The organism is Vibrio sp. L5-1, from assembly GCF_021728315.1.
In the GTDB taxonomy this organism is placed as follows: Bacteria; Pseudomonadota; Gammaproteobacteria; order Enterobacterales; family Vibrionaceae; genus Vibrio; species Vibrio splendidus_K.
Genome location: NZ_JAKKCQ010000001.1, coordinates 754,710 through 779,039, shown reverse-complemented (window position 1 = coordinate 779,039; position 24,330 = coordinate 754,710). Strand labels below are relative to the sequence as shown.

The following is a 24,330-nucleotide window of genomic DNA, read 5'->3' as shown; positions in this document are numbered from 1 at the left end:
ATCACTGGGTTGTCCAATTGCTGGTTTACTTATCGAGTCGTTGTTCTCATAGGATCAGCAACTTTATTGCATCTAGTCTTCACTTTGTGTTTCTTTAGAAACGTTCGCTCTCATGTCTTTCTTCAGCCAGTTATCGAGTACATGTTGCAGTGCTTTCAAAGAGGTTGGCTTCTCTAGGCGACCATCCATCAGTTTGCTGATCATATCTAACTCGTGTTGTCCCGACTCTCCAGACAAAGCAATGATGGGTGTTTGAGGTGAACGCGCCTTGATGATCTGGCTTGCATCAAAACCATTCATTATCGGCATTTGTACGTCCATTAAGATCAAATCAACTTTGTGTGATCTGAACAGATCGACAGCATTTTCCCCGTTTTTGGCTTGCAAGCTATTTACGCCAAGTCGGCTCAGGTACATCTGAACAAGCGTGCGTTGTACCTCTTTGTCGTCGACGATGAGCACGGTGGGTGCGAGATAGTCTAATTGTTCTTGAACGCTACTTGGAGCATGTTGACTCGTTTGTAAACCTGCCTGTATATCCGCTTTGGTTTTATCTTCACTCGTTGATTGGCTTTGCTTCCAATCATTGAAATCAGGCGTACGAAGCGCGTCTGCTTTGGGCGCATTAGGTACCACTGGGAAATACAGGTGGAATTCAGTAAATTCATCCAGTTTAGAGTGGCACTCAACTCGACCGCCAAATGAGCGCATTACGCGTTGGCAATAACCTAATCCTAAGCCGCTACCACCACTTTTTTGATACGAGAAAAAGTCATCGAAAATCTTATGAGCAATGGTTTCGTCAATGCCCGGACCGGTATCACGGAATGTGAGAATGTTCTCGTAAGAGCCGGTTTTAGTGCTGATCTCAATTTGGCTCTCTGGATAAGAATCAAAGTAATAGATCGCATTACGTATCAGGTTGAAAATGACAAAATTGAATAAGGTCTCATTGAGTTTTGCGACAAAATCAGCATGTTGTGGTAAACGAATTCGTTCAATAATCTTCTCGTTTTCAAAACCGTATTGGCTTACTGCTTGATCCACAGCTTTGTGAATAGAGGTCATCGCAACCGGCCCATGCTCCGGTGAGCTGTCACTGACCTCACGCAAGATGATGTCAATCAATTGTCGCCCACGTTGAATGGCAGCTTGGCCGTTCTCAATATCAAGCAGTATCTGTTTTGCTGGTGCTTGGTTATCAATGTGCTGCTTTAGTACTTCAAAATGCAATTGTACTTGAGCGAGCGGGTTACGCATCTCATGAGCAATTGAGTTCGCTAGTGCTCGGCTTTGACGAATGCGTCTATCAGCTTCGATGGTACTTTGCACACGAGTTAACAGGGTTTGCAGTGCCAAGATCTCTTCATTAGAAAACATTTGGTCGTTGCTCTTGTGTGATGATATCAATAAGTGCGAGACAGACTGCCCTTGACCAAACAAAGGCATAACTAAGGCTGTGTTATTTGAGCTCATCTTGTCATAAAGCGCCTTGATCGAGCTTTTCGTGGGCTCTGCGTAATCTAACTCTTCAGAAAGTTCATCGAATAACAAAACGGACTTATTTGTTGAAAGGTAGTCTTCGTAGAAGGTCTCGTTGTAGTTGCTGTTAACGAGGCGCAATTTGTCTTCTGGAATTTGCAGTAGGTTACCCAAGCGACGCATCGCGTCATCAATAGATAGTTTGAAGTCTTCTTCTAAAGCAAGGATTTGCTGTACAGGCGTTTTCTTGTTTCTGTAAACCAATAAAGAGGCGTAATGGCTCACGCGTTTGTAGAGTACATGCCAAGTGATGCCGATAAGCGCACAGATAGGTATTGCGATTAGCCATTGGTTGTTGTCGGTCAATGGGATGAATATTGCGCCGAAAGGTATCACTAAAATTGCACACACCAATAGCGCGTTAAGGCTCATATAAGCTAGGTATTTAACACTGTAGAAGCGAGAGGTCAGCAGGGCATAACCAACGAACAGCATCTCACTAATAGACAATGCTGGTGGTAACCAGGTTAGTGAGAAATCATGCATGAAGTATGTCATGCCAAGGTGAATGGTTGCGGTAGAAAGCATGAAAACTAAGATGCCCGCAATCATGTAACTGGTTTTGGCGAGTATGAGTTTGCTGCTATTAGCTCGCATGGCCACAAGGTTGGTTAAGGTCAGGACAACAAAGCTCACCAGCCCGATAAAGAAATATGGCGTATGAGGACCAAACTCAATAACGAATTGGCTTGGGCCGACAATGTCGACGTGTTCAACGGTTAACCCCGGACTTAAATTAATAAAGAGGGCATAGACTGATGATCCGACAAAAATAGCCTGTTGCCATATGTGTACTTTACCATTGCGTTGCTCGGCTGCGAGCTGACACGAGAAGTAGTAGGCAAATGCAAACGCAAAGAAAGAGGCGAGATTGGCAAATTTTGCCGCCAACACTGCGGCCGAAGCGCCAAGCTCCGGTAATAAGTCGGTATGGAAATACGCGTTGCTGCTGATCCACGCAACAATGCAAACCGAGTAAGCAATGTAAGGCACATGGTGCGTGCCCGCGATGGCTTCATTTTTTTGCTTCAGACGATAGCAATAGTAGAGTAACCACATTACTACGATTGCTGCCGTCATAAGAAGCGTTATTGCTTTGGCATAGATGACCGCCTCTAGGCCGAAATCAAACATGTTCATCTCTTTTTACCGAACTTAGTTTTTCTATCGAGTTTACTTTTTCTGCTGAGCCTAGCTTTCTACTCTCACGCACTGCGCGTTTGTAGCGACGAAAATCGGTGTTATTAAATACTTTGACCATCACTTCGAAATTCCACAATCCACGATAAATGGTTGTACCGTCATCATTTAACTCGCAATATCCGGAATGGAAATACGCTTTGGGATCGGTAGCTTGATAAAACTGGAGCATGAAAGGCTGCTCGATAATGGTGAAGCCGATTTTGTACCCTACTTGGTGCAATACACTCATTAGTTCTTTTTGGGCGAGATAGAGGAAATAGAGTCTTTGTTGAGTATTACCGCTTACTGTCAGGCGGAGCACTTCACATACGGCACTTTTGTCAGACAATTGTAACTGAAACTTGTTATCAAATTCTAGGAGAGAATGGCATTTTGACAGTGTAGACGGTGTGAATATCTGTAACTCAGTCAAATCATCGTAACCATGATCGGGTAAACAGTATTGCCACTGTTCATTGCTGAACGGTGGCGCGTAACTTAACCAAGTTTCATTCTTAGACCAATCTTGAATCAGCGCAGAGGAAACCAGTGTCGGAAAGGCTTCATCAACTGGATGTTTGAGTAGAATAAAATGCTTACCTGCCTGGGAAAGGTGTAATAAAGGCAGCATCTCAAACCATTTTTCACCCTTGATGAACACCTCAAGATTGCTTAAAGCAATGGCATCGCTGATTGACATTCCTTGTGGGTGACAGGGTGTTTGCACTACAAGTTGAGCATCTTCGATGTGTTCAACGATTGCACCGTAGTAGGCACTATCTTTAATGGGCAGATCGACAGGAGAAGGGGACTTGGTGTTCAATGGCGATTTTGCTTTGATCGCAGCAATTTCGCACTCACACCAGAAATCTAGCCAATGCATATAGCACTGCCCTGCGGCCTGCTCTAGAAGAGCAACCTCTGTAGATAGTGTAGTTGGATAGCGCAGAATCAGATCGCGGTAGTCCATCACCTCAAACAATACCGAATAGCTTTTGTTTTGATGCTCAGGGAAAAGCAATTCTAATTGGCTTCTACGATATTCAGTCACGCTTTGGAAAAGAGCAGTGCGCTCTTGTCGCTGATAAGTACTGATAACGAGCTCTATCAGCGCTCGCTGTTTTTTTTCGATAGACAGACTGCTAGCCAACAGTGAGCCTAAAGACGACGTTATTTTCATTTGATTAACCGAACCTAGCCTAGGTTTATATAATTATTTTTATTCGATTTGCACTGTCTACAGGACACAAATTTTTTAGTGTTTTTTTGAGTCATGTTACTTGGAGCGAGTCTGCCGTAACGTTACTTGAGCCTATGACTTGAGAGATAAGTTGCATAATCGGTCGCAAGTTTACTACTTGCGGTCATCCTTAACAACATAGCCTTGTCATATCTAAATCAATTAATGATCAAATAAACTACTTTATTATCAGTAGCTTGTGTTGTTCGATAGTGTTTTGAGCTTATGAGTTCTTGTCGAGCATAAACCTTTAAATTTATAAAATAACGCAAAATATCTATTTTTTGAACCAACCTCATAAATCATAAGCAACTGAATTCACCTTGTTAATCGTAAGGAATATAACGGCGACCCAAAATATATAATTAACTAATGAGTGTTGTATGTCTCATACCCGTTTATTCCCACGTCATCGTTTGGCGATCGCTTGTGTGCTTGCCAGTGTTTCCAGTTTCTCTTTTGCCGAAAATCAATGTGATGTTTCTGATCTTCAGTTGGCCTCTGATCTCGCTCTTTCTGTCTCTACGGCGGACTACAGTTGCTATGGTTCTTGGTTCTCTGCATCTGAAAATGCATTAAACAATATTTACAGTGAAGCGAGCTTAAGCCGCATTCAAGCCACGCTGAACCTAGAAATTGCCGGTTATCGAGGCGAAGAAGAACAAGCTCGTAAACTCGAAAACCTTGGCGAGTTTGTTCGCGCCGCTTATTACGTTCGCTATAACGCGCAAGCACAAGACTTCAGTGAAGCGTTGAGCCAGCGGTTTGCTCAGTCAACCATTGCCTTCTTAGCTAATCCTACTGCGCTAGACCAAGGTCGTGAACAAGTTGGAGCAATGAAAAGCCTGACGCTAATGGTTGATAACGTAAAGCAACTGCCACTCACAATGGATGCACAACTTGCGGCACTTCGCCACTTTAACCGAGAGACTGCGCAAGACTCACAATGGGTCGACGGGCTAAACAATCTGTTTCGAGCAATGGCTGGTCACGCGGCTAGAGATGATTTTTACGATTATATGGCGAGTCATACTCAGCATATCGATACACTTGCAGCGTTCGCTCGTGATAACTCATGGGCACTGGATACTGATGCCGGCTTTCTTGTTTATAACGCAGTCCGTGAAACAGGTCGCTTACTTGCAAGCCCAAACAAAGAAACTAAAGACAAAGCGTTGCGAGTTATGCAGCAAGTGATGGCACAAAACCCGCTTGGCAGTGAGCACGACAAACTTTGGTTAGCAGCGGTTGAGATGATGGGGTATTACGCTCCTGAAGGCTTAAACGGATTGGATCTTGAGCAAGCCAAACGTGATCTAGCCATGCGTGTTCTTCCTAATCGTCATGAATGCCAAGGGCCTGCCATTATTCGATCTCAAGACTTGAGTGCGTCACAAGCCATTGAAGCGTGTGATGTGTTGGCAACGAAAGAAGCACAGTTTCATCAAGTGGCGAATACGGGCCAACAACCTGTCGCCAACGATAACAACAACCGCGTTGAAGTGGCGGTATTTGGCAGTAAAGGCAGTTACACCGATTACTCTGCATTCTTGTTTGGAAACACCACAGATAACGGCGGTAAGGTTTGGGAAGCGAAGTGGGTAACGTGGCACGTTTCGTGGCTTACCGTTACGCCAATGGCGATGACCTTTCTATTCTCAATTTAGAGCATGAGTATACTCACTATCTCGATGCGCGCTTTAACCAGTATGGTTCCTTTAGTGACAATTTGGCTCATGGTTATGTGGTGTGGTGGCTAGAAGGTTTTGCCGAGTTCATGCATTACCAGCAAGGCTACGATGCCGCGATTAATTTGATTGCTAGTGGAAAAATGAGTCTGTCGGATGTGTTCGCGACCACTTACTCTCACGATAGTAATCGTATTTACCGTTGGAGTTACTTAGCGGTACGATTTATGTTGGAAGAACATCCTCAAGAAGTGCAGAGCTTGTTGGCACTGTCTCGTACTGGTCAGTTTTCCGAATGGGCGCAACAGGTAAAAGTGTTGGGTCAGCAATACAATGGTGAGTTTGAACGTTGGTTAGAATCAGTTTCAACCGAGCCTGAAATACCAAACCCGGATCCTAACCCAGGAGAGCCAACTGATCCCACCGAGCCGACAGATCAAGTCACTGTGCTTGTCTCAAACCAAGATGTGCTGTTAACCGGCACGGCTTATAGCGAACAGCTTTTCTACATTGATGTACCAGAGAACACCACGCATTTTGAGGTTTCGATTGAAGGTAATGCTCTGGGCCAAATCCAAGGTGATGCTGACCTCTATATGAGTTACGGTAAAGAGGCGCATTATTACGACTTCGAGTTTAGCCAATACGGCAACGGCAGCAATGAAGTTGTGGCGTTCGAACCTGGTTCATCGGGTTATATCAAACCGGGTCGTTACTACATGAGCATCACGGGTCGCACCGATTTTAGTGATGTGACGCTGTTGGCATCCGTAGAGACAAAAACGCCAACACCACCAATCCAAGAACAAGATGATTTAACACCAGTGATCTTTGAATCTGGTAAAGCTCAAATCCTGACTGTTCATCAACGTCGCTATGCTGCGGTGTATGTTCCAGAAGGTGTGCAAGAGGTGCGAGTGTGGTTAACGGACAAAAACACCGCTCAACCAGATACTGGTAATGTCGATCTGTTTGCTAGCAGTACATATTGGCCAACCGCAGGGCAGCACGAGTATGCGTCTAACTACGCAGGCAGTAATGAGTATCTGCAAATCCCTGTAACAGAAGAAGGCTATTTACACTTCTTACTGAGTGCAGAACAACAAGGGGATGATGTCGAGATGTTGGTGTACTTTCATTAACAAACATAGCACTAGATAAAATGGCATTAACAAATAGCACCATCTAAAACGTTACTCCTATAAAGGGTCACAATATCCGGTGGATAAAAGCTGGGCATGAATGTCCGGCTTTGTTTTTTCTGACACTGTTCTGTGTTTAGGGATTAGCGACACCATGATTCCTGATGAAGTGATGACATTTGAGGTTTAATCTTGAAGGCATATGAAACACCATTGAGAGTGAACGCTCGTTAATGGCTGAATGAATTATTTAGTGAGGATTTATGAGAAAAGCATTATTGGTTACTTTGGTAGGTGTCGTAGTTTTAGCTGGATGCAGTCAGAAGGGCGAAGTGATGACTCAATCACAAGAGAAGGCGAATCCAATCTGTAGCACTCAGAACCTTACTGGCGGTTGGTCGAAAAGTGATATCACACCTCAAGCTGAGCAAGCTTTAAACGCGGTTCTTGGTCAAATGAATACCGCTGCCGAGCTCAAACAAATCTTGAGTGTTCGAACTCAGGTCGTCGCTGGTTTGAACTATGCTATCGAGTTTGAAATGGATAATGGTGAGGTGTGGAATACGGTCGTTTATCGTTCGCTACAAGGTGATATCGAAATGATGCAAGCTGCGCAGCAAGGCCTTCTGTGTCTATAGTATAGACATTTTCAATACCTATATTTTTAGGTAACTTATGTTTGTATACAGAAAGTAGAAATGGCTCCGTATTGGGAGCCATTTTTAATTCTAATTAAGGTCGGTTGATTGAACGGTATTAGCTGGTCAGTTCAGGTTCCAATAACTCTTGAACACAAGCTCGGCTGATGTCTTCATCAATGTAGGCCATCCCAAGTTTATTCAGATAGTCCATACGATCGGCTGTGCGAAGCTCGATGTCGGGGCCTGCAATGTTGTTCTCTTGATAGATCTCGGTGAGGTGAGACATGAATTGCTCGCCAACACTCATCATCAACAGGCTCATTGCGCCTACATCCGGTCTGACTTTTGCTTGTTGTTTGTCAGATAGATTGACGGCTAACACGATAGGTTGCTCTTCACCCTCAAAACGAGTGCTGCGCTCGCGAATGGTTTGCTGAGCCCAGTAATACGCCAGTTCTTTACTCTGAGTTAAGAAGACGGGTTCAACGGATTCTGTGTAGTTGTTGCCAATGGTCGCCATGGTTTTTGAAGCCGCTTCGTTGAGCGCTTTGTCTCCAGAGCGCTTTAGCCCTTGACCTTGAATAGACGCAAGTAAAGCTGAAGATGTGCCGTGATACCAAGTATCACCCGTTGCGAAACCATTTTCTGATAACAGTGTTTTTGCATCTTGTAGGTGTGTCGGTATTGAAGTCATAGGCACTCTCAATCAAAAGGAATATCAACGAATAGGAATCTGAGCAAATATGTACACAGTTAGCTTAAACAGAAGTTGTTCGGTTAACCGTGGTGTGGAACACAAATCTGAGGCTTTGAGATAAAGCTGGCAGTAGTAGCTTTATCTCAAAGCCTTCCCCCGGATCTTACCTAAGTAAGAGAGAAGGGCGGGGGAGGCTTTAGTCTTAGCGATTAATCAAAAGTGTTAGCGACTAATCAAATTGATTCGATGTATTCGCTTCACCTGCTGCTTTTAGTGCATTCTCACCAGCAAAGTACTCTTTGTGGTCATCACCCATGTCTGAACCAGACATGTTTTGGTGTTTAACACATGCAATGCCTTGACGGATTTCTTTACGTTGAACATTCGCAACGTAACCCAACATGCCTTGGTCACCGAAGTACTCTTTCGCAAGGTTGTCAGTAGACAGCGCTGCAGTGTGGTATGTAGGTAGTGTAATCAAGTGGTGGAAAATACCTGCTTCACGTGATGCATCGGCTTGGAATGTACGAATCTTCTCGTCAGCGCTTGCAGAGAGTTCAGTTTCATCGTATTCCGCACTCATTAGGCTTGCACGGTCGTATGCTGATACATCTTTACCTTCTGCAGCCAACGCATCGTATGCTTGTTGACGGAAGTTTAGCGTCCAGTTGAATGATGGAGAGTTGTTGTATACCAGCTTAGCGTTAGGGTGAACTTCACGTACGCCGTCCATCATCTCTTTGATTTGACCGATGTGTGGTTTCTCAGTCTCAATCCAAAGAAGGTCAGCACCCGCGTTGATTGCTTCAATACAGTCGAATACACAACGGTCTTCACCTGTACCTTCGCGGAATTGGTATAAGCCTGAAGGCAAACGCTTAGGTCGAACTAGCTTGCCGTCACGGTTGAAGCAAACATCACCTTCAGCCATATCTGCAACATCGATCTCTTCAACATCTAGGTATGAGTTGTAGATGTCACCTTGGTCGCCAGGTTCTTTCACTACTGCGATTTCTTTTGTTAGACCAGCACCTTGTGAATCGGTACGAGCAACAATAACGCCGTTGTCGATGCCTAGTTCAAGGAAAGCGTAACGAAGTGCGCGAAGTTTTGCGTGGAAGTCAGCATGCGGAACCGTTACTTTGCCGTCTTGGTGACCACATTGCTTCTCATCGGCTACTTGGTTTTCGATTTGTAGACAACATGCACCCGCTTCAATCATCTGCTTAGCCATTAGGTAAGTCGCTTCTGCGTTACCGAAACCTGCATCGATATCGGCAATGATTGGCACTACGTGTGTTACATGGTTGTCGATTTTGTCTTGGATTCGGTCTTGTAGATTCACATCGCCAGCTTCACGTGCCGCATCTAGTTGACGGAATAAGCCACCTAGTTCACGAGCATCTGCTTGGCGTAGGAAGGTGTATAGCTCTTCTACTAGGCCAGCAACTGACGTTTTCTCATGCATAGATTGGTCTGGAAGTGGACCGAAGTCAGAGCGAAGTGCCGCGACCATCCAACCTGAAAGGTATAGGTAACGACGGTCTGTCTTGCCATCAAAGTGCTTTTTAATCGAAATCAGCTTTTGTTGGCCGATGAAACCATGCCAGCAACCCAGAGATTGAGTGTATTGAGAGCTGTCTTCGTCGTAAGCCGCCATGTCTGCACGCATAATATCTGCCGTGTATTGCGCAATATCCAGACCTGTTTTGAATTTGTTTTGAGCTCGCATACGGGCTGCAGATTCTGGGTTAATTGCATCCCATGGAGCACCAGCAGCGCTTTTTGCAACTTCAATCTTTTCGATATCTTGTGTAATTTGCGACATAACTATTCCTTAGTTTCACGTGGACATGTTGGCCAATTTGGCGAGGTCATTTGATTTGGATTAAATCTAACCATGGACAAAGAATAACCATGTATGTGATAATTTTGTTAATTTATAGTTATTATATTCGGTATTTTTCTTATGAATATTGCTCGTGTAGACCTTAATTTACTCGTGTATTTAGACATGTTGCTACGTGAAAGAAACGTAACGCGTGCAGCAAATCAACTGGGTATTACTCAGCCAGCCATGAGTAATGGCCTACGCCGATTGCGTGATCTGTTTGAAGATCCGCTATTGGTGAGAACAAGTGAAGGGATGATACCGACCGAACGAGCACATAAGTTGCAGCCACTGATTCGAAACATCTTGGTTAATGTAGAGAAGACACTGCAGCCGACCACGGAATTTAATGCAGAAGACAGTGAACGCGTGTTTCGTATCATGGCGAGTGATTATGCTGAGTCGACCATTATTCAACCTCTTTTGAAAAGGTTAAGCGAGATCGCACCGAAAATACGACTGGATATCATGACGCCAAGTGACGTGAGTTATCAGGATGTAGAGCAAGGCACTGTTGATATTATCATCAACCGTTTTGACGATATTCCACAGTCGTTTCACCAGATGAGCCTTTGGCACGACGGGTTTTCTTGTCTATTTAGTTGTGACAACCCAATAGCCGACAACTTTGATATTTTGTCTTATCTAAAGGCGCAACATATCTGGGTAAGCAAGACAGGTATGGGAACCGGAGTTGGGATCAACCCAAGCGAAGCACAAAAGCTGGGTTGGATAGATGAAGCACTAATGCGTATTGGTAAAACACGCAATATTACGGTGTTTACTCGACACTACTTGTCGGCGATTTTGTTCGCTCAACAGAAAAATTTGATTCTTACCATTCCAACCAAAGCTGCACAATTGCAGCGTAATAATCCTAGGTTGTTGATCAAACCTGCGCCATTTGCGATTGAACCTTTTGAGGTGAAGATGGCATGGAGTCCATTGTTGCAAACCAATCCAGACCACCAGTGGATGCGTCGCTTGATTAAAAGTGTCGCTAATGAAATCGAGAGTGGCGTGACGGAATAACACAGTTTGTAGGGTATTTTTTATGTGAATATCCAGTATAAACGGCATAAATTAGCTAAATTTATGTCGGTTGCGTAAATTTATTGAGTAGTCATCAGTTAGCTTGAGAGAGATTTTATGAGCAGTCGTATTCAACAGGGAAGCTTGAACATTGATAGCACCCTCTACCAATTAATTAATGAGCAGGTAATTCCTGGAACAGGCATTGTTGCTGAAGACTTTTGGCAATCATTTGCAACAATCCTTGAAGACTTGGCTCCCAAGAACCGCGCACTGCTTATCAAGCGTGAAGATCTTCAACATCAAATTGACGTTTGGCACCAAGAGCGTGCGGGACAGACTTTGGATGCGGCTGAGTACAAACAGTTCTTACAGCAGATTGGCTACTTAGTCCCTGAGGGCGAAGACTTTCAAGTCACCACTGCAAGCGTTGAGCCTGAAATTGCAACACAAGCGGGTCCACAGCTTGTTGTACCTATTATGAATGCACGTTTTGCACTTAACGCGGCCAATGCACGTTGGGGCAGTTTATACGATGCGCTCTACGGAACGGATGTCATCAGCGAAAGCGACGGTGCAGAGAAAGGTGGAAGCTTTAACCCTGTTCGTGGCGCTAAAGTCGTGAGCTACGCTCGAGGTTTCCTTGATGACGCTGCACCGTTAAACGGTGTCTCTCATAAAGACGTGACCAAATACAGCATCAGCAACGTCAGTATTGGCAATACACTGACAGCGACCTTAGATAACGGTGAAGAAGTCACTCTGATTGATCGCAACCAGTTCATTGGTTATCAAGGTGATGCGAGTGCCCCTTCAAGCATTCTGCTGAAACACAATAATCTACATATCGAAATTCAAATTGACCCAAGCGCACCGATTGGTAGCGTCGATGTAGCTGGCATTAAAGATGTGCTGGTCGAATCGGCTCTAACCACCATTATGGATTGCGAAGACTCGGTAGCTGCGGTTGATGGTGAAGATAAAGCATTGGCTTACCGCAACTGGTTAGGCTTGATGAAAGGTGACCTACAAGAGTCGCTAGAGAAAAATGGCAAAACCATCGTTCGTAACCTAAACCCAGATCGTCAATACACCAGTGTGACGGGGGGCGAGATCTCGCTTAAAGGTCGCAGCATGTTGTTCATACGCAATGTGGGCCACCTGATGACCAACCCTGCCATTATTGATGCTGACGGTAACGAAGTCCCTGAAGGCATTATGGATGGCATGGTCACCTCTCTAATCGCAATGCACGATTTAAAAGGGAACAGTGCTTACCAAAACTCGACCGCGAACAGCATCAACATCGTGAAACCTAAGATGCATGGACCAGAAGAAGTCGCGTTCACCAATGAGCTGTTTGGCCGTATTGAAGATGCATTAGGGCTAGACCGATTCACGATTAAAGTCGGTATCATGGACGAAGAGCGTCGTACTTCGGTTAACCTTAAAGAATGTATTCGCGCCGCCAAAGACCGTGTTGTATTTATCAATACTGGTTTCTTAGACCGAACCGGTGATGAAATTCATACCAGTATGGAAGCTGGCCCGTTTGCGCCTAAAACACAGCTGAAAACCATGACTTGGATTGGTGCATACGAAGATCAGAACGTTGATCTTGGCTTAGCTTGTGGCCTGCAAGGTAAAGCCCAGATTGGTAAAGGTATGTGGCCAGAGCCAGACAATATGGCGAAGATGATGGACGCGAAAATCGGACATCCACAAGCGGGCGCAAATACTGCTTGGGTTCCTTCTCCAACTGCCGCGACTCTGCATGCCTTGCACTATCACAAGGTGAGTGTACCAAGTCGCCAGAAAGAGCTTCGTGAGCGTGAGAGAGCAAATGTTGACGATATTCTTACTATCCCATTGCTAGGTAATCAAAAGCTGACCGCTCAAGATATCCAAAACGAATTGGACAACAATACGCAAGGTATTCTTGGTTATGTAGTGCGTTGGATTGACCAAGGCGTCGGGTGTTCTAAGGTGCCAGATATTAACGATGTAGGTTTGATGGAAGACCGCGCTACGCTGCGTATTTCGAGCCAACACATTGCGAACTGGTTACGTCATGGGATTTGTAATGAAGCCCAAGTAATGAAAACCATGAAGCGCATGGCCGCAGTGGTTGATGAGCAAAATGCTGGCGACCCGAGCTACCGTAATATGGCACCTGACTTTGAAAGCAGCATTGCCTTTTCAGCAGCGTGTCAGTTGGTATTCGAAGGTTGTGCTCAACCAAGTGGTTACACTGAACCAGTGCTGCATGCGATGCGTCTAAAACTGAAAGCGCAGGGATAGAGAAGCAACCCAATAACAAAAACAGAGAATGTAAAATACTAAAAAAAAGAAACCCCCTTTAACCGAGCCCAAGGTGCCGCGCTTTTATAGCGCGGCTTTTTTTTTGATTCATTTTTGTGGTGGGAAAGGTGGAGACTGGGGCAGGTTAGTGATCACTAAGACTTAATTATTTCCGAGCCCTAATCACTGCCAGAACCTAGTTACTACCAAAACACAGATATTTAATGTCCATGTACTCATCGATGCCTTCTTTGGCACCTTCACGGCCAATACCTGATTGCTTAACACCACCGAAAGGGGCGACTTCGGTAGAGATCAATCCATCATTGATGCCGACCATTCCGTACTCAAGCGCTTCTGCGATTTTCCATACACGGTGGATATTCTGGCTATAGAAGTATGATGCTAAACCGTAAATTGTATCGTTGGCCATCTCGATGAGCTCTTCGTCGGTATCGAATTGCATCACGGGTGCGACTGGGCCAAAAATCTCTTGTTGAACGATGTCCATGCTGTGTTTTACATCTTTAAGAACAACGGGCTGAAGGAAGAGTCCATCAAGCTGTTGAAGTGGCGTCACAGGTTTAGCACCTTGTTCAATAGCTCGGTTTATCAATCCTTGGATGTTTTGCTTAGCACCTTCATTGATAACAGGGCCAACCGTTACGCCTTCGTCCAAACCGTTACCAATCTTAAGCTGTTGAACCGCTTGATCGAATTTAGCCACGAACTCATCGTATACTTTACTGTGAACATAGAAACGGTTTGCACAGACACATGTTTGTCCCGCATTACGGAATTTTGACGCCATTGCGCCTTGAACGGCCGCGTCGATATCGGCATCGTCAAACACAATAAAAGGAGCGTTGCCACCGAGCTCCATTGAGGTGCGCTTGATGCCTTTCGCCGCTTGAGCCATCAAGATACTGCCGACTCGGGTAGAACCAGTAAAAGAGATTTTTTTAATCAGTGGGTGTGAGGTGAAAAGACCACCCACTTGCTCTGGGCTTTCACCGAGTACGACTTGAAGTAGGTCCTTGGGGATGCCGGCTTGATAAGCGAGCTCAACCACGGCAAACGCAGAAAGCGGTGTTTCATCTGACGGCTTCACGACAAAGCTACAACCCGCGGCTAAGGCAGGTGCGGCTTTACGCGTGATCATCGCCGTTGGAAAGTTCCATGGGGTAATGGCACAAGCCACTCCAATAGGTTGCTTGATCGTAACTAAGCGTTTGCCCGCGACTGTACTCGGGATTGAATCGCCATAGGTTCGCTTCGCTTCTTCGGCGAACCACTCTATAAAACTCGCACCATAAACGATCTCGCCCTTTGCTTCGGCTAACGGTTTGCCTTGTTCAATCGTCATTAGCCGAGCAAGATCATCTTTGTTTTCGAGGATCAGCTGATGCCAGCGATGAAGTAATGCGGCGCGAGATTTAGCAGGTACTTGAGCCCACTCTTTTTGTGCTATGTGAGCGCGTTCGATAGCACTTGTTAATTCAGACGCAGATAAAATAGGTGCATGCCCTACGAGTTCCCCAGTTGCCGGGTTTGTTACCGAAACAGCGTTTGTTGGTTCTGTCACCATAAAAGAGAGTAAGTGCTTGTTGTTAATGTTTAGCATCGTGTTTCCTTTGTCGTGATTACTTAAGTATGTTGCTGTTTATGATAAATGCGGGCGTTAAAATGATTTCGACCAAACATCGTTTGGCCGAATACCGTTTAGCCGAATACAGTGACAACGGGGCAACTGGCTTCAATATGTACTGAAAGCCAGAACCTACTGTTAAGCTGAAATTATCAAAACTAACCCCAATTATCAGATTCTATTTTTGCGAGCGCTTTTGCCGCTTTTTGAAGCGCCGGTAAGAATTTAATCGCTTCATCTGGTCTTAATCGAATGACAGGTGCTTGTATTGCGAGGCCGAGGTTTGATTGACCCGTAGATGACGGGATTAGCACGGCGATACAGACTAAGCCCGGCAAAAATTCTTCGTCATCAATCGCAAAGCCTTGGATTTTCGCTTCTTCGATGTCTTTCTCTAACATCGAATAGTCGGTAATGGTGTTCACGGTGTATTGAGTCAGTGGCACATTTTCAATTAATCGTCTGCGCTGTGACTTAGACATGTGCGCCAAAAACAGTTTTCCGCTTGCTGAGCAATGCACTGGGACGCGAGAACCTGGGTGTAGATGAAAACGAAGGGGTGCTTCAGTTTCTGCGCGATCAAGATAGATGATCTCGCCACTTGATAGCGCCGTTAGGTTACAGCTTTCGCCAACTTCTGCTCTCAGGTTTTCAAGAATAGTGCGTCGGGCACTATGCATGGTGCTATTCAACAATAGGTTTTCGGCAAGCTTTCTGAGTCGAATACCTGAGCTGTAGTGCTTCTCATCGCCGTCTCTTTGAATGATGCCTGCCGCTTCTAACTGCTGAAGCATTCGGTGCAGGGTCGGTTTTGGCAGTCCAGTTTCTTCGACTAATCCTTGAAGAGAAATAAACTCGTCTTTTTGCGCTATCACCTCTAATAGTGCAAAAAGTCGGAGAGTCGGTGTATCCCCTTGAACTGGTGGTGTTTCTGTTTGCATATAATGATCCATCCTTGCGATATGTCTATGCTTAAGAGTGTACATACCAAATCATTAATCTTCAATTATCTGAATAAAATTTGACCTTTTTTATTATTCCAATAATATAAATATAAATTATGGAACAATTAATCTCAATAAATGGAATTTAAGATGAAGGCGATTGAACGGATTATTGATAAGGCTCACTTAGATCGTAAGCGAGTGGTTTTGAGTGAAGCTGAGGACCCGCGAGTACTAGCAGCCGCAAGAATGGCGATAGACAAACAGCTCGCTCACATCACCCTAGTAGGGGATGAACCGGCGATCATCGCTGCTGCAGAATTACATCACATTGATCTTGTAGGCATTCACATTGTCTCCCCACAAGCGTCATCACTCAAAGAAGTGCTCGCTGAGCGGTTGTATACATTAAGAAAAGCGAAAGGTATGACTTACGATGACGCGCTAGAGCTGGTTCTAGACCCACTCGTTTTTGCCAATTTGATGGTCAGAGAGGGGCTGGTGGATGGCACAGTTAATGGTGCGGTTTATACCACGTCTGATGTGGTGCGAGCTGCGCTTCAGATTATCGGCCCCGCGCCAGACAGTGAATTGGTGTCCAGTTTCTTTCTGATGATGTTGTGTGAGCCTTTCCATAATCTTAAAGGCGGCATGATTTTCAGTGACTGTGGGTTGGTGATTAACCCCAATGAAACCGAGTTGGCATCGATTGCCGTAGCGGCATCAAATAGTGCTCAAACGCTGTTGATGGAAGAACCGAAAGTGGCAATGCTGTCGTTCTCTACCAACGGCAGTGCGAAACACGAATCAGTCGATAAGGTTCGTAATGCCGCTCAGTTAGTTAAACAACGTTGCCCCGGAATAGCTGTCGATCAGGATGTTCAACTCGATGCCGCGATTGTGACTGAGATTGCCGCGAAAAAGTTGCCAGATTCAGAGGTGAAAGGTCAATCGAACGTGTTGATATTCCCCAATTTAGAAGCAGGCAATATTGGTTATAAGCTTGCGGAAAGGTTAGGTGGGGCAGTTGCGATTGGACCGTTATTACAAGGCCTGAATCAACCTGCCAATGACTTATCAAGAGGGTGTAGTGCGCAAGATATCTTTAATGTGATCGCGGTGACCGCGGTACAAGCGCAGCAAGGGAAAGTGTCTGATTCTAACGCTGATATTGATATTGAAGCTGATGTTGAAGAAAGAGAAGAGTCGACGTTTGATTTTAGGTATTAACATTTAGCTCCCGAAGTTAATACTGAATCTTGCACCCAAAATAAAACCCTAAACAACCTAATTAGGATTGCTGATGGAGTTACCTGTTTTACTCGCCATTCTTGCCACCATCGCGGTGGGTACCTATTTCCAAACCGTCACGGGGTTTGGTCTTGGGATCATTGTAATTGGTTTAACGGTCAGTCTTAATCTGGTTTCCTTACCCGTTATTGCTGCTGTGGTCAGTATTGTGACTTTGTTTAATTGCTTTGTCGCTTTGATGGGTAAGCCACTGCTTGGGGAGCTCAAAATTCTGGTGGTGTTAGTCATCGGTATTATTCCCGGTGTATCGATGGGGGTGTTCTTGCTGGACGAGTTGAGTGACTCTGCGACCAATATCCTGCGAGGACTATTGGGTGCGATGGTGCTATTCGCAGGTTTGAGTTTTATGTTCAAACCTAAAACCAGAAAGGATCGCTCGGCAACCGTATCTTTCCTTGTCTCAGGCTTTAGCTCTGGGTTAGCGGGCGGGTTATTTGGGATGGCGGGCCCTCCGATTGTTTATCATCTCTATCGGCAGCCTTTTACGCTCGATCTGGTGCGAAGCACACTGCTGATGGTTTTCGCTTGTACGTCGATGTCGCGTACTGTCAATGTCTACGCTGCAGGCGACATGGAACAGAGCATACTGTGGTTATCTGCTATTGCTATTCCCTTGGTAGCGCTTGTCACGATGTTTGCTCGACGTTTCCCGCCACCGTTGTCTAATGACCAATTAAGAAAGCTGGTGTTTACGGTGCTGATGTTGATTGGTGGGTACTTGATGGCGGTCTCTGCATGGTCGTTGTTTTTGGCTTAGAACGTTTTCTTTATCAAAATTATCTTTGAAAGAGGAGGGCTTGATTCTCGTTTAATGCTTGATGAAGCCCTCCTTACTGACACGTCAGCGCTTTAGCATCTCAAATACGCTCTTAGATAATCCAAATAAGCAGCTCTCCTGCACATCTAAGGTGATGTTACTGCGGTAGTACGGGCTTAAATCGACGCCCATCCCTACGCCATGAATCTCAATACCGTTTTTGGTCGACTCGCGTTCAATGACTTGTTTGAGATGGTTATCCAAATAGAACTGATCGTTGGCGGTGCTGGTGGCGGTATCCATCGGACAGCCGTCTGAGAACACGATTAAAGCCTTTCGTTGTGCGCTATGCTGCTGCAACCGCTGGCTAGCGAACTGCACCGCTTCGCCATCAATCCCTTCTTTAAATATGTCTGCTTTCCGAAGGCTAGCAATGCCTAGGCGAGAGCGTCTCCAATGTGTATCAAAATCCTTAAACACGATGTGCCGAACTTCGTTCAACCGGCCTGGGTGCTTTGGTTGGCCTTGTTTAAGCCACTGTCGATAAACTTTTCCACCGTTCCAGTTATTGGTCGTGAATCCAATGATCTCAAATGGAATGTTGGCCAGTCCAACGGATTTGAGAATCGTATCCATCAGTAGGCTTAGCTTGTGACTGTGTTTCTGCATTGAGCCTGAGCAGTCCATCAAAAACGTAATGGCACATTGATGAGATGCGCCGATGTCAGGTTGATAAAAGACAGTGCGATCCAATGGCGAAGTGATGAGCTTGGTGATGGTAGTGGCGTTAACAATGCCTTCTTCTAAATGATCCTGACGTCGGTTCCTTTGTGGCGTGGCAACAAAGCTAGTGAGCATAGCGGCTAAACGGCGAGTGTTTACTTGTCTCGCCATGATGTCATCAGTCAGCTTTTGTCTCAGTTCGAGTAATAGGGCGCGCCTGACGAGTTTGTCTGCCGCGATGACTTGATCAAATTCTGAATTAAAGACCTGATAATTAGCGCCCGAAAGCTCGAATACCTTACTACTGCCTGTGATGTCAGTATCGACGTCTTGATCTTGAATGTCGCCATCAACGATAAGGGCAAGCTGCGCAAGGATCTTAATGTCTTCTTCGACCGTTGGCGTGGGCGAGCTATCGCTCTCTTGCTCTTGGATGACTAACTCTTGTGCAAGGGCGGCAAGCTCGTTAGCGCAGTGTGCAAACTGTTGTTGGTCGGCTCGATGTTGCTTTAAGCGCTTCAGGCAGTGACCAAAAGTAGGTACGATGCCGGCGCGAGTCGATTCAATGGTTTCAGCGATAGGCTCCGAAACTGGGACGCCAGTCAAGCGGGTGTGGATGACCTGCATCAGTGTAAACAGCAACATGCCTATTCGTGATTCGGTAAAGCCATTTTGATGATATTGGTCGCTCCAATACGCAAAGTTGAATTGAATACTCTTAGTGACGCCTTTTAGGTAAGACGGGACTTGTGATTCGATTCGTACCTGTTCGCAGAAGTCGTAAAGCAGACGTTCTATTTCGTTGTGAGGGCGTAATGAATAATGGAGGTCAACGTCTGAAAGCAATAGTCGCAGTGCCGATGAATCGATCTTACCTTGCATCGATAGTTTGCTGTTTTTCAGCTCATGGCGAGACACAAAGGTGAGATCGTTAGTGTGTGCAGACTGGTAATAACAGGGGATATTGCCTTTATAGAGACGCTCCCCCCGATAATTCAGATTCAACTCACCACTGATCGCTCTGGCGACAGACACGCCAAGATCAAGGATCTTTTTCTGCTGAGAAGAAACATTGGCCATGGTTTACGACTCCGAGTGCGAATAGTTTTGAGCATGCGTTTCTAGATCTTCACCAAAGCAGCGGAAATAGTATTCACTGACTAGCTCTTTCTCTTCGTCTTCGCAGCGATTTAAGAATGACAGTCTAAATGCCGTTGCTACATCGTCGAATATTTGGATGTTTTCGGCCCAAGTGAGCACCGTTCTCGGAGACATCACCGTCGAAAGGTCACCAGCTCGAAACCCGTTACGCGTTAATCCGGCGGTCGCGATCATTTTCTCAACCAGTTGTCGGCCACTTTCATTATTTAGATCTGGAAGCTTGGATAACACGATCTTAGTTTCATGTTGTGGATCTAAATAGTTGAGTGTAGCGATGATGTTCCATCTATCTAACTGACTGTGGTTAAGTACTTGAGTACCCGAATACAAACCTGAAAAATTACCCAAGCCAAGCGTGTTGCAGGTAGCAAACAGGCGGAAAGAAGGGTGAGGAGTGATCACGCGGTTTTGTTCTAAAGAGGTGTATTTACCGTCTTGCTCTAATAGCTGTTGAATCACAAACATCACGTCAGGGCGACCAGCGTCGTATTCATCTAATATCAGTGCGATGGGTTGTTGAATGCTCTGAGGAAGAATGCCTTCTTTAAACTCTGTTACTTGCATTCCGTCTCTAATGACGATGCTGTCTTTACCTATGAAATCCAAGCGACTTAAGTGTCCGTCTAGGTTGATCCTCAAACACGGCCAATTCAATCTTGCGGCAATTTGCTCAATGTGAGACGACTTGCCCGTTCCGTGTGTGCCTTGTATCAATGTGCGACGATTGGAGGTGAATCCCGCCAATATAGCCAACGTCACTTCAGGATCAAAACAGTAATTTGGATCGACTTTAGGAACATATTCGCCCGCATGTTCAAATGCCATCACGGTTAGGTTGCTGTCGATCCCAAATCGTTCTCTCACACTTACTGGTTGCGTTGGTATCAATTCCGCCTCTTTCATCATTTTTCCCTCTATATAACTCATCACTTGTCGCTGCTATCGCGATATGTCATCGATTATTAACAGCTTCAGTTAAGTTAACGGCACTTTTTGTACGAAAAACTACCAATAATGTGATCCAGTTTTATTAATTAGAATGAATTGTTCCAATTTAATATAAAAAGTTGACGCGCAAAAATTCTACTACTAAGGTGAAAATGAATTCGAAAAAGAGACAATTCATTCCGAAAAATGAAATTTTGGTTAACTCAAGGAGAATGGAAGAATGAGCGAGCAAGAAAAACGTACGGTTGTTTCCGGCACAGTAACAATGACACCATCAGAAGCGTTCGTTGAAACTATGGTTGCTAATGATGTTACCGATATGTTCGGCATCATGGGGTCGGCATTTATGGACGCAATGGATATCTTTGCTCCTGCTGGCATTCGATTGGTCCCAGTAGTACACGAGCAAGGCGCTGCTCACATGGCAGATGGTTACTCTCGTGTATCGGGTCGCCATGGCGTGGTAATCGGGCAAAATGGCCCAGGTATTAGTAACTGTGTGACTGCGATTGCTGCGGCGTTCTGGGCACATAGCCCGGTCGTAATTGTGACGCCAGAGACAGGCACTAAAACAATGGGCTTAGGTGGTTTCCAAGAGTGTAACCAGCTTCCAATGTTCCAAGAGTTCACTAAGTATCAAGGACACGTAACGCACCCAGACCGTATGGCGGAATACACGGGTCGATGTTTTGACCGCGCGATGAGTGAAATGGGTCCAACTCAACTGAATATTCCACGTGACTACTTCTACGGTGAAACTCAAACCGAGATCCCTAAACCCGCGCGTTTAGATCGTGGTCCAGGTGGCGAGAAGTCTCTGAATGAAGCAGCAGACCTAATTGCTGAAGCGAAATTCCCAGTCATCATTTCTGGTGGCGGCGTGGTAATGGCAGATGCAGTTCAAGAGTGTGCGGCATTAGCAGAAAGACTAGGAGCCCCAGTAGTTAACAGCTACCTACACAATGACTCTTTCCCTGCTAGTCACCCATTATGGTGTGGTCCTTTAGGCTACCAAGGTTCGAAAGCAGCAATGAAATTGATGGCTCAAGCGGATGTGGTTATCGCTTTGGGTACACGTCTTGGTCCATTTGGTACCTTGCCTCAACATGGCATGGACTATTGGCCGAAGAACGCGAAAATCATTCAGATTGATGCCGACAACAAGATGCTTGGCCTCGTTAAGAAGATTTCGGTTGGTATCTGTGGCGATGCGAAAGCAGCTGCGGTTGCTCTATCTGAAAGATTGGAAGGCCGTGCACTGTTGTGTGATGACAACAAAGGCGCTCGTCAAGATACAGTAGCAACAGAGAAAGCACTGTGGGAAAAAGAGCTTGATGAGTGGACACACGAACGTGACTCGTTCAGCTTGGATATGATTGAAGAAAACTCACACGAGACTCCGTTCTCTGGTGGTGAATATCTACACCCACGTCAAGTACTGCGTGAGCTAGAAAAAGCGATGCCTGAAGACGTAATGGTCTCGACGGATATCGGTAACATCAACTCAGTGGCAAACAGCTATTTACGCTTTGAGAAACCACGTAGTTTCTTTGCTGCAATGAGTTTCGGTAACTGTGGTTATGCGTTCCCGACCATCATTGGTGCGAAAGCAGCGGCACCTCATCGCCCCGCTATTTCTTATGCAGGCGATGGTGCGTGGGGCATGAGCTTGATGGAAACCATGACATGTGTTCGCCATAACATTCCAGTGACAGCCGTGGTATTCCACAACCGTCAATGGGGTGCAGAGAAGAAGAACCAAGTCGACTTCTACAACCGACGCTTTGTTGCTGGTGAACTTGAAAACCAAAGCTTTGCAGAAATCGCACGAGCAATGGGCGCTGAAGGTATCACGGTTGATAAGCTAGAAGATGTAGGTCCAACCCTGCAAAAAGCCATCGACATGCAGATGAACGAAGGCAAAACAACCATCATTGAAATCATGTGTACTCAGGAATTGGGCGACCCGTTCCGCCGAGATGCACTATCAACACCGGTTCGTTTCCTAGATAAATATAAAGACTACGTATAAGTCATAGGATGTTCGCCCGACCACATTCTCGAGAGTGTTAGATAAAGTGCTATCGAGAATGTGGTCGGGCAATACGAACGGTTATTGGCAAAGTAATTAAGTGGAGAACGTAAACGCTTAGTTCAATAATTTCTCGTTAAACATTAGAACACTAATTAAATGCCCCATGAGTATTTAAGTGGTTCTAGCTATATAAATTTTGTCGCTCGTTATTATGAATAGATTCTTAGTGGATGGATCTGTAAATACTAGTTAGTAATTAAGATATATATCTACTATCATTTTTTGAAATTATTTTAACCACTAATCACCGTGATCGTTGATTAACATGATTGTTGATTTTTTGATTATACCGAATATAAATTTAAGTGACTTATTGTATGAGTGTTGTGAAAAATAAACGTTATATAAGCTCACTCGACGAACTGTATGAAGTAACCGATTCACTCATTACAGAGTGTAGTGGGCACCGTGGATTAATTTATAACGTGTGTGATTATGAAAATAATAACCTGATGCCAAGCTTAGGCCGATCAAATCGAAAGAATATTCGCCGTGTCGAACAAGAGCTTCTCTCGACCGTGAGAGTTTATGGTGGGCATTCGTTGAGTGCACACGAGATAAACGATTGGTTACTGATGTGTTTAGCTAAGAAACAGGGGTTTCCAACCCGTTTACTTGAATGGACAGATAACCTGATTAATGCGCTGTGGTCTGTATGTCATAGCCAAAGTAAAGACTGTATCAATATTATTAAAGCCATTGATTATCATAAAGTTAGTGTTTTCAACTCACCATGTGACCTCAATAGGATTCAGATATTCAATGTGGCTGATTGTGATCAGCAAGAGCAACGAAAAGATAAGTGGTATTCCATTCACCCATTTAAGGAAGATGGCAATGATGCCATTCAGCCTTTGTACGATGAGAAAGAATATTCAAACGGTCTAGTATCCGTTCATATTCTTCCGTCAGCGAAAGTAAACCTGATAAAGGAATTAATCTCCATGAATGTTTTAAATGAACCGACAGAATATATTGAAGAGAAACTGGCTGATTTGAAAAATGAAGCCCATGTAGACAGCAATCAAGTAATTAAAAAAGGCGAGGGTAATATCGAGTTACAAGTTAATACTCATGATCGCCAGCTTGAGCAGTATGGCCGAAAGTACCATCAAGATTTTGATTTCGACTAAAGTCTAATATTTCTAATGATTTTATTTAGACCTCATATAAATCTAGTGATTACGAGATAAATAAAATTAGAACACCAATTAATTTATAAAAAGATGAAATCTGTGAGCTTAAAGATTGTTTATAAAGTAACTCGAAGTTAGAGTGGCGAATCTTGTTATCAAGTTGTTAAATTTTCACAGATCTAGTTTAAACACTCTAATAAAAAAGTAGCGCAAAGCTACTGAAATTTAAACCAATAACGAAAACATAAAGG

15 protein-coding genes and 1 pseudogene are annotated in these 24,330 nt (G+C 44.8%); 8 read left to right on the top strand and 8 right to left on the bottom strand.

Going from position 1 to position 24,330, the window contains the following annotated elements; genetic code table 11:
- Positions 1-72: 72 nt before the first annotated feature.
- The gene (locus L3V35_RS03225; protein WP_054545788.1) at positions 73-2,676 is read right to left on the bottom strand and encodes a hybrid sensor histidine kinase/response regulator; all 2,604 of its coding nucleotides are present in this window, start codon (positions 2,674-2,676) and stop codon (positions 73-75) included.
- A complete protein-coding gene (locus L3V35_RS03220) occupies positions 2,669-3,904 on the bottom strand; it encodes an acyl-homoserine-lactone synthase (protein WP_237298361.1) in 1,236 nt (411 codons plus the stop codon). The genes L3V35_RS03225 and L3V35_RS03220 overlap by 8 nt, the downstream gene beginning before the upstream one ends.
- Before the next feature lie 443 nt (positions 3,905-4,347).
- On the opposite strand from L3V35_RS03220, the pseudogene L3V35_RS03215 reads away from it, so the two are divergent.
- Together L3V35_RS03215 and L3V35_RS03210 are read left to right on the top strand one after the other, a co-directional pair.
- Positions 4,348-6,794 (top strand): annotated as a pseudogene (locus tag L3V35_RS03215) (collagenase).
- A gap of 263 nt (positions 6,795-7,057) precedes the next feature.
- Positions 7,058-7,432, top strand: coding sequence for a cystatin domain-containing protein (locus tag L3V35_RS03210; RefSeq protein ID WP_054545785.1), 375 nt, complete (start codon positions 7,058-7,060; stop codon positions 7,430-7,432).
- Between the two features lie 118 nt (positions 7,433-7,550).
- Here the strand turns inward: L3V35_RS03210 and L3V35_RS03205 are convergent, their stop codons facing one another.
- Both L3V35_RS03205 and L3V35_RS03200 read right to left on the bottom strand, forming a co-directional pair.
- A complete protein-coding gene (locus L3V35_RS03205) occupies positions 7,551-8,129 on the bottom strand; it encodes a hypothetical protein (protein WP_054545784.1) in 579 nt (192 codons plus the stop codon).
- Between the two features lie 232 nt (positions 8,130-8,361).
- On the bottom strand, positions 8,362-9,960 hold the full coding sequence (locus tag L3V35_RS03200; RefSeq protein WP_017091722.1) for an isocitrate lyase: 1,599 nt from the start codon (positions 9,958-9,960) through the stop codon (positions 8,362-8,364).
- A gap of 141 nt (positions 9,961-10,101) precedes the next feature.
- On the opposite strand from L3V35_RS03200, the gene L3V35_RS03195 reads away from it, so the two are divergent.
- Positions 10,102-11,055, top strand: a complete 954-nt coding sequence (locus L3V35_RS03195) for a LysR family transcriptional regulator (RefSeq protein WP_017077357.1) — start codon at positions 10,102-10,104, stop codon at positions 11,053-11,055.
- Positions 11,056-11,172: 117 nt separating this feature from the next.
- Complete coding sequence (locus tag L3V35_RS03190) at positions 11,173-13,356, top strand: malate synthase G (RefSeq protein ID WP_237298359.1); 2,184 nt, start codon at positions 11,173-11,175, stop codon at positions 13,354-13,356.
- Positions 13,357-13,552: 196 nt separating this feature from the next.
- Here L3V35_RS03190 and L3V35_RS03185 read toward each other — a convergent pair whose 3' ends face one another.
- Both L3V35_RS03185 and L3V35_RS03180 read right to left on the bottom strand, forming a co-directional pair.
- Positions 13,553-14,980 (bottom strand): NAD-dependent succinate-semialdehyde dehydrogenase, encoded by a 1,428-nt coding sequence (locus tag L3V35_RS03185; protein WP_237298357.1) that lies wholly within the window; start codon positions 14,978-14,980, stop codon positions 13,553-13,555.
- 182 nt (positions 14,981-15,162) lie between these two features.
- Positions 15,163-15,945, bottom strand: coding sequence for an IclR family transcriptional regulator (locus tag L3V35_RS03180; RefSeq protein ID WP_016767893.1), 783 nt, complete (start codon positions 15,943-15,945; stop codon positions 15,163-15,165).
- A 153-nt stretch (positions 15,946-16,098) separates the two neighbouring features.
- Between L3V35_RS03180 and pta the strand changes: the two genes are divergently transcribed.
- Complete coding sequence (pta, locus tag L3V35_RS03175) at positions 16,099-17,178, top strand: phosphate acetyltransferase (protein ID WP_237298355.1); 1,080 nt, start codon at positions 16,099-16,101, stop codon at positions 17,176-17,178.
- Between the two features lie 73 nt (positions 17,179-17,251).
- Positions 17,252-18,016, top strand: a complete 765-nt coding sequence (locus L3V35_RS03170; protein WP_237298353.1) for a TSUP family transporter — start codon at positions 17,252-17,254, stop codon at positions 18,014-18,016.
- Between the two features lie 84 nt (positions 18,017-18,100).
- Here the strand turns inward: L3V35_RS03170 and L3V35_RS03165 are convergent, their stop codons facing one another.
- A complete protein-coding gene (locus L3V35_RS03165) occupies positions 18,101-19,819 on the bottom strand; it encodes a cobalamin biosynthesis protein CobT (RefSeq protein ID WP_237298351.1) in 1,719 nt (572 codons plus the stop codon).
- A gap of 3 nt (positions 19,820-19,822) precedes the next feature.
- The gene (locus L3V35_RS03160) at positions 19,823-20,806 is read right to left on the bottom strand and encodes a MoxR family ATPase (protein WP_237298349.1); all 984 of its coding nucleotides are present in this window, start codon (positions 20,804-20,806) and stop codon (positions 19,823-19,825) included.
- Positions 20,807-21,068: 262 nt separating this feature from the next.
- Between L3V35_RS03160 and xsc the strand changes: the two genes are divergently transcribed.
- Both xsc and L3V35_RS03150 read left to right on the top strand, forming a co-directional pair.
- Entirely contained in the window at positions 21,069-22,880 is a 1,812-nt protein-coding gene (gene xsc / locus L3V35_RS03155; RefSeq protein ID WP_004731917.1) for a sulfoacetaldehyde acetyltransferase, read from the top strand.
- 380 nt (positions 22,881-23,260) lie between these two features.
- Entirely contained in the window at positions 23,261-24,076 is an 816-nt protein-coding gene (locus L3V35_RS03150) for an FRG domain-containing protein (protein WP_237298347.1), read from the top strand.
- The last annotated feature ends 254 nt before the right edge of the window (positions 24,077-24,330 follow it).

Excerpts from the sequence above, each read along its gene's own strand:
- L3V35_RS03225 (WP_054545788.1), bottom strand. The coding sequence starts at position 2,676 with ATGTTTGATTTCGGCCTAGAGGCGGTCATCTATGCCAAAGCAATAACG.
- L3V35_RS03220 (WP_237298361.1), bottom strand. The coding sequence starts at position 3,904 with ATGAAAATAACGTCGTCTTTAGGCTCACTGTTGGCTAGCAGTCTGTCT.
- L3V35_RS03210 (WP_054545785.1), top strand. The coding sequence starts at position 7,058 with ATGAGAAAAGCATTATTGGTTACTTTGGTAGGTGTCGTAGTTTTAGCT.
- L3V35_RS03205 (WP_054545784.1), bottom strand. The coding sequence starts at position 8,129 with ATGACTTCAATACCGACACACCTACAAGATGCAAAAACACTGTTATCA.
- L3V35_RS03200 (WP_017091722.1), bottom strand. The coding sequence starts at position 9,960 with ATGTCGCAAATTACACAAGATATCGAAAAGATTGAAGTTGCAAAAAGC.
- L3V35_RS03195 (WP_017077357.1), top strand. The coding sequence starts at position 10,102 with ATGAATATTGCTCGTGTAGACCTTAATTTACTCGTGTATTTAGACATG.
- L3V35_RS03190 (WP_237298359.1), top strand. The coding sequence starts at position 11,173 with ATGAGCAGTCGTATTCAACAGGGAAGCTTGAACATTGATAGCACCCTC.
- L3V35_RS03185 (WP_237298357.1), bottom strand. The coding sequence starts at position 14,980 with ATGCTAAACATTAACAACAAGCACTTACTCTCTTTTATGGTGACAGAA.
- L3V35_RS03180 (WP_016767893.1), bottom strand. The coding sequence starts at position 15,945 with ATGCAAACAGAAACACCACCAGTTCAAGGGGATACACCGACTCTCCGA.
- pta (WP_237298355.1), top strand. The coding sequence starts at position 16,099 with ATGAAGGCGATTGAACGGATTATTGATAAGGCTCACTTAGATCGTAAG.
- L3V35_RS03170 (WP_237298353.1), top strand. The coding sequence starts at position 17,252 with ATGGAGTTACCTGTTTTACTCGCCATTCTTGCCACCATCGCGGTGGGT.
- L3V35_RS03165 (WP_237298351.1), bottom strand. The coding sequence starts at position 19,819 with ATGGCCAATGTTTCTTCTCAGCAGAAAAAGATCCTTGATCTTGGCGTG.
- L3V35_RS03160 (WP_237298349.1), bottom strand. The coding sequence starts at position 20,806 with ATGATGAAAGAGGCGGAATTGATACCAACGCAACCAGTAAGTGTGAGA.
- xsc (WP_004731917.1), top strand. The coding sequence starts at position 21,069 with ATGAGCGAGCAAGAAAAACGTACGGTTGTTTCCGGCACAGTAACAATG.
- L3V35_RS03150 (WP_237298347.1), top strand. The coding sequence starts at position 23,261 with ATGAGTGTTGTGAAAAATAAACGTTATATAAGCTCACTCGACGAACTG.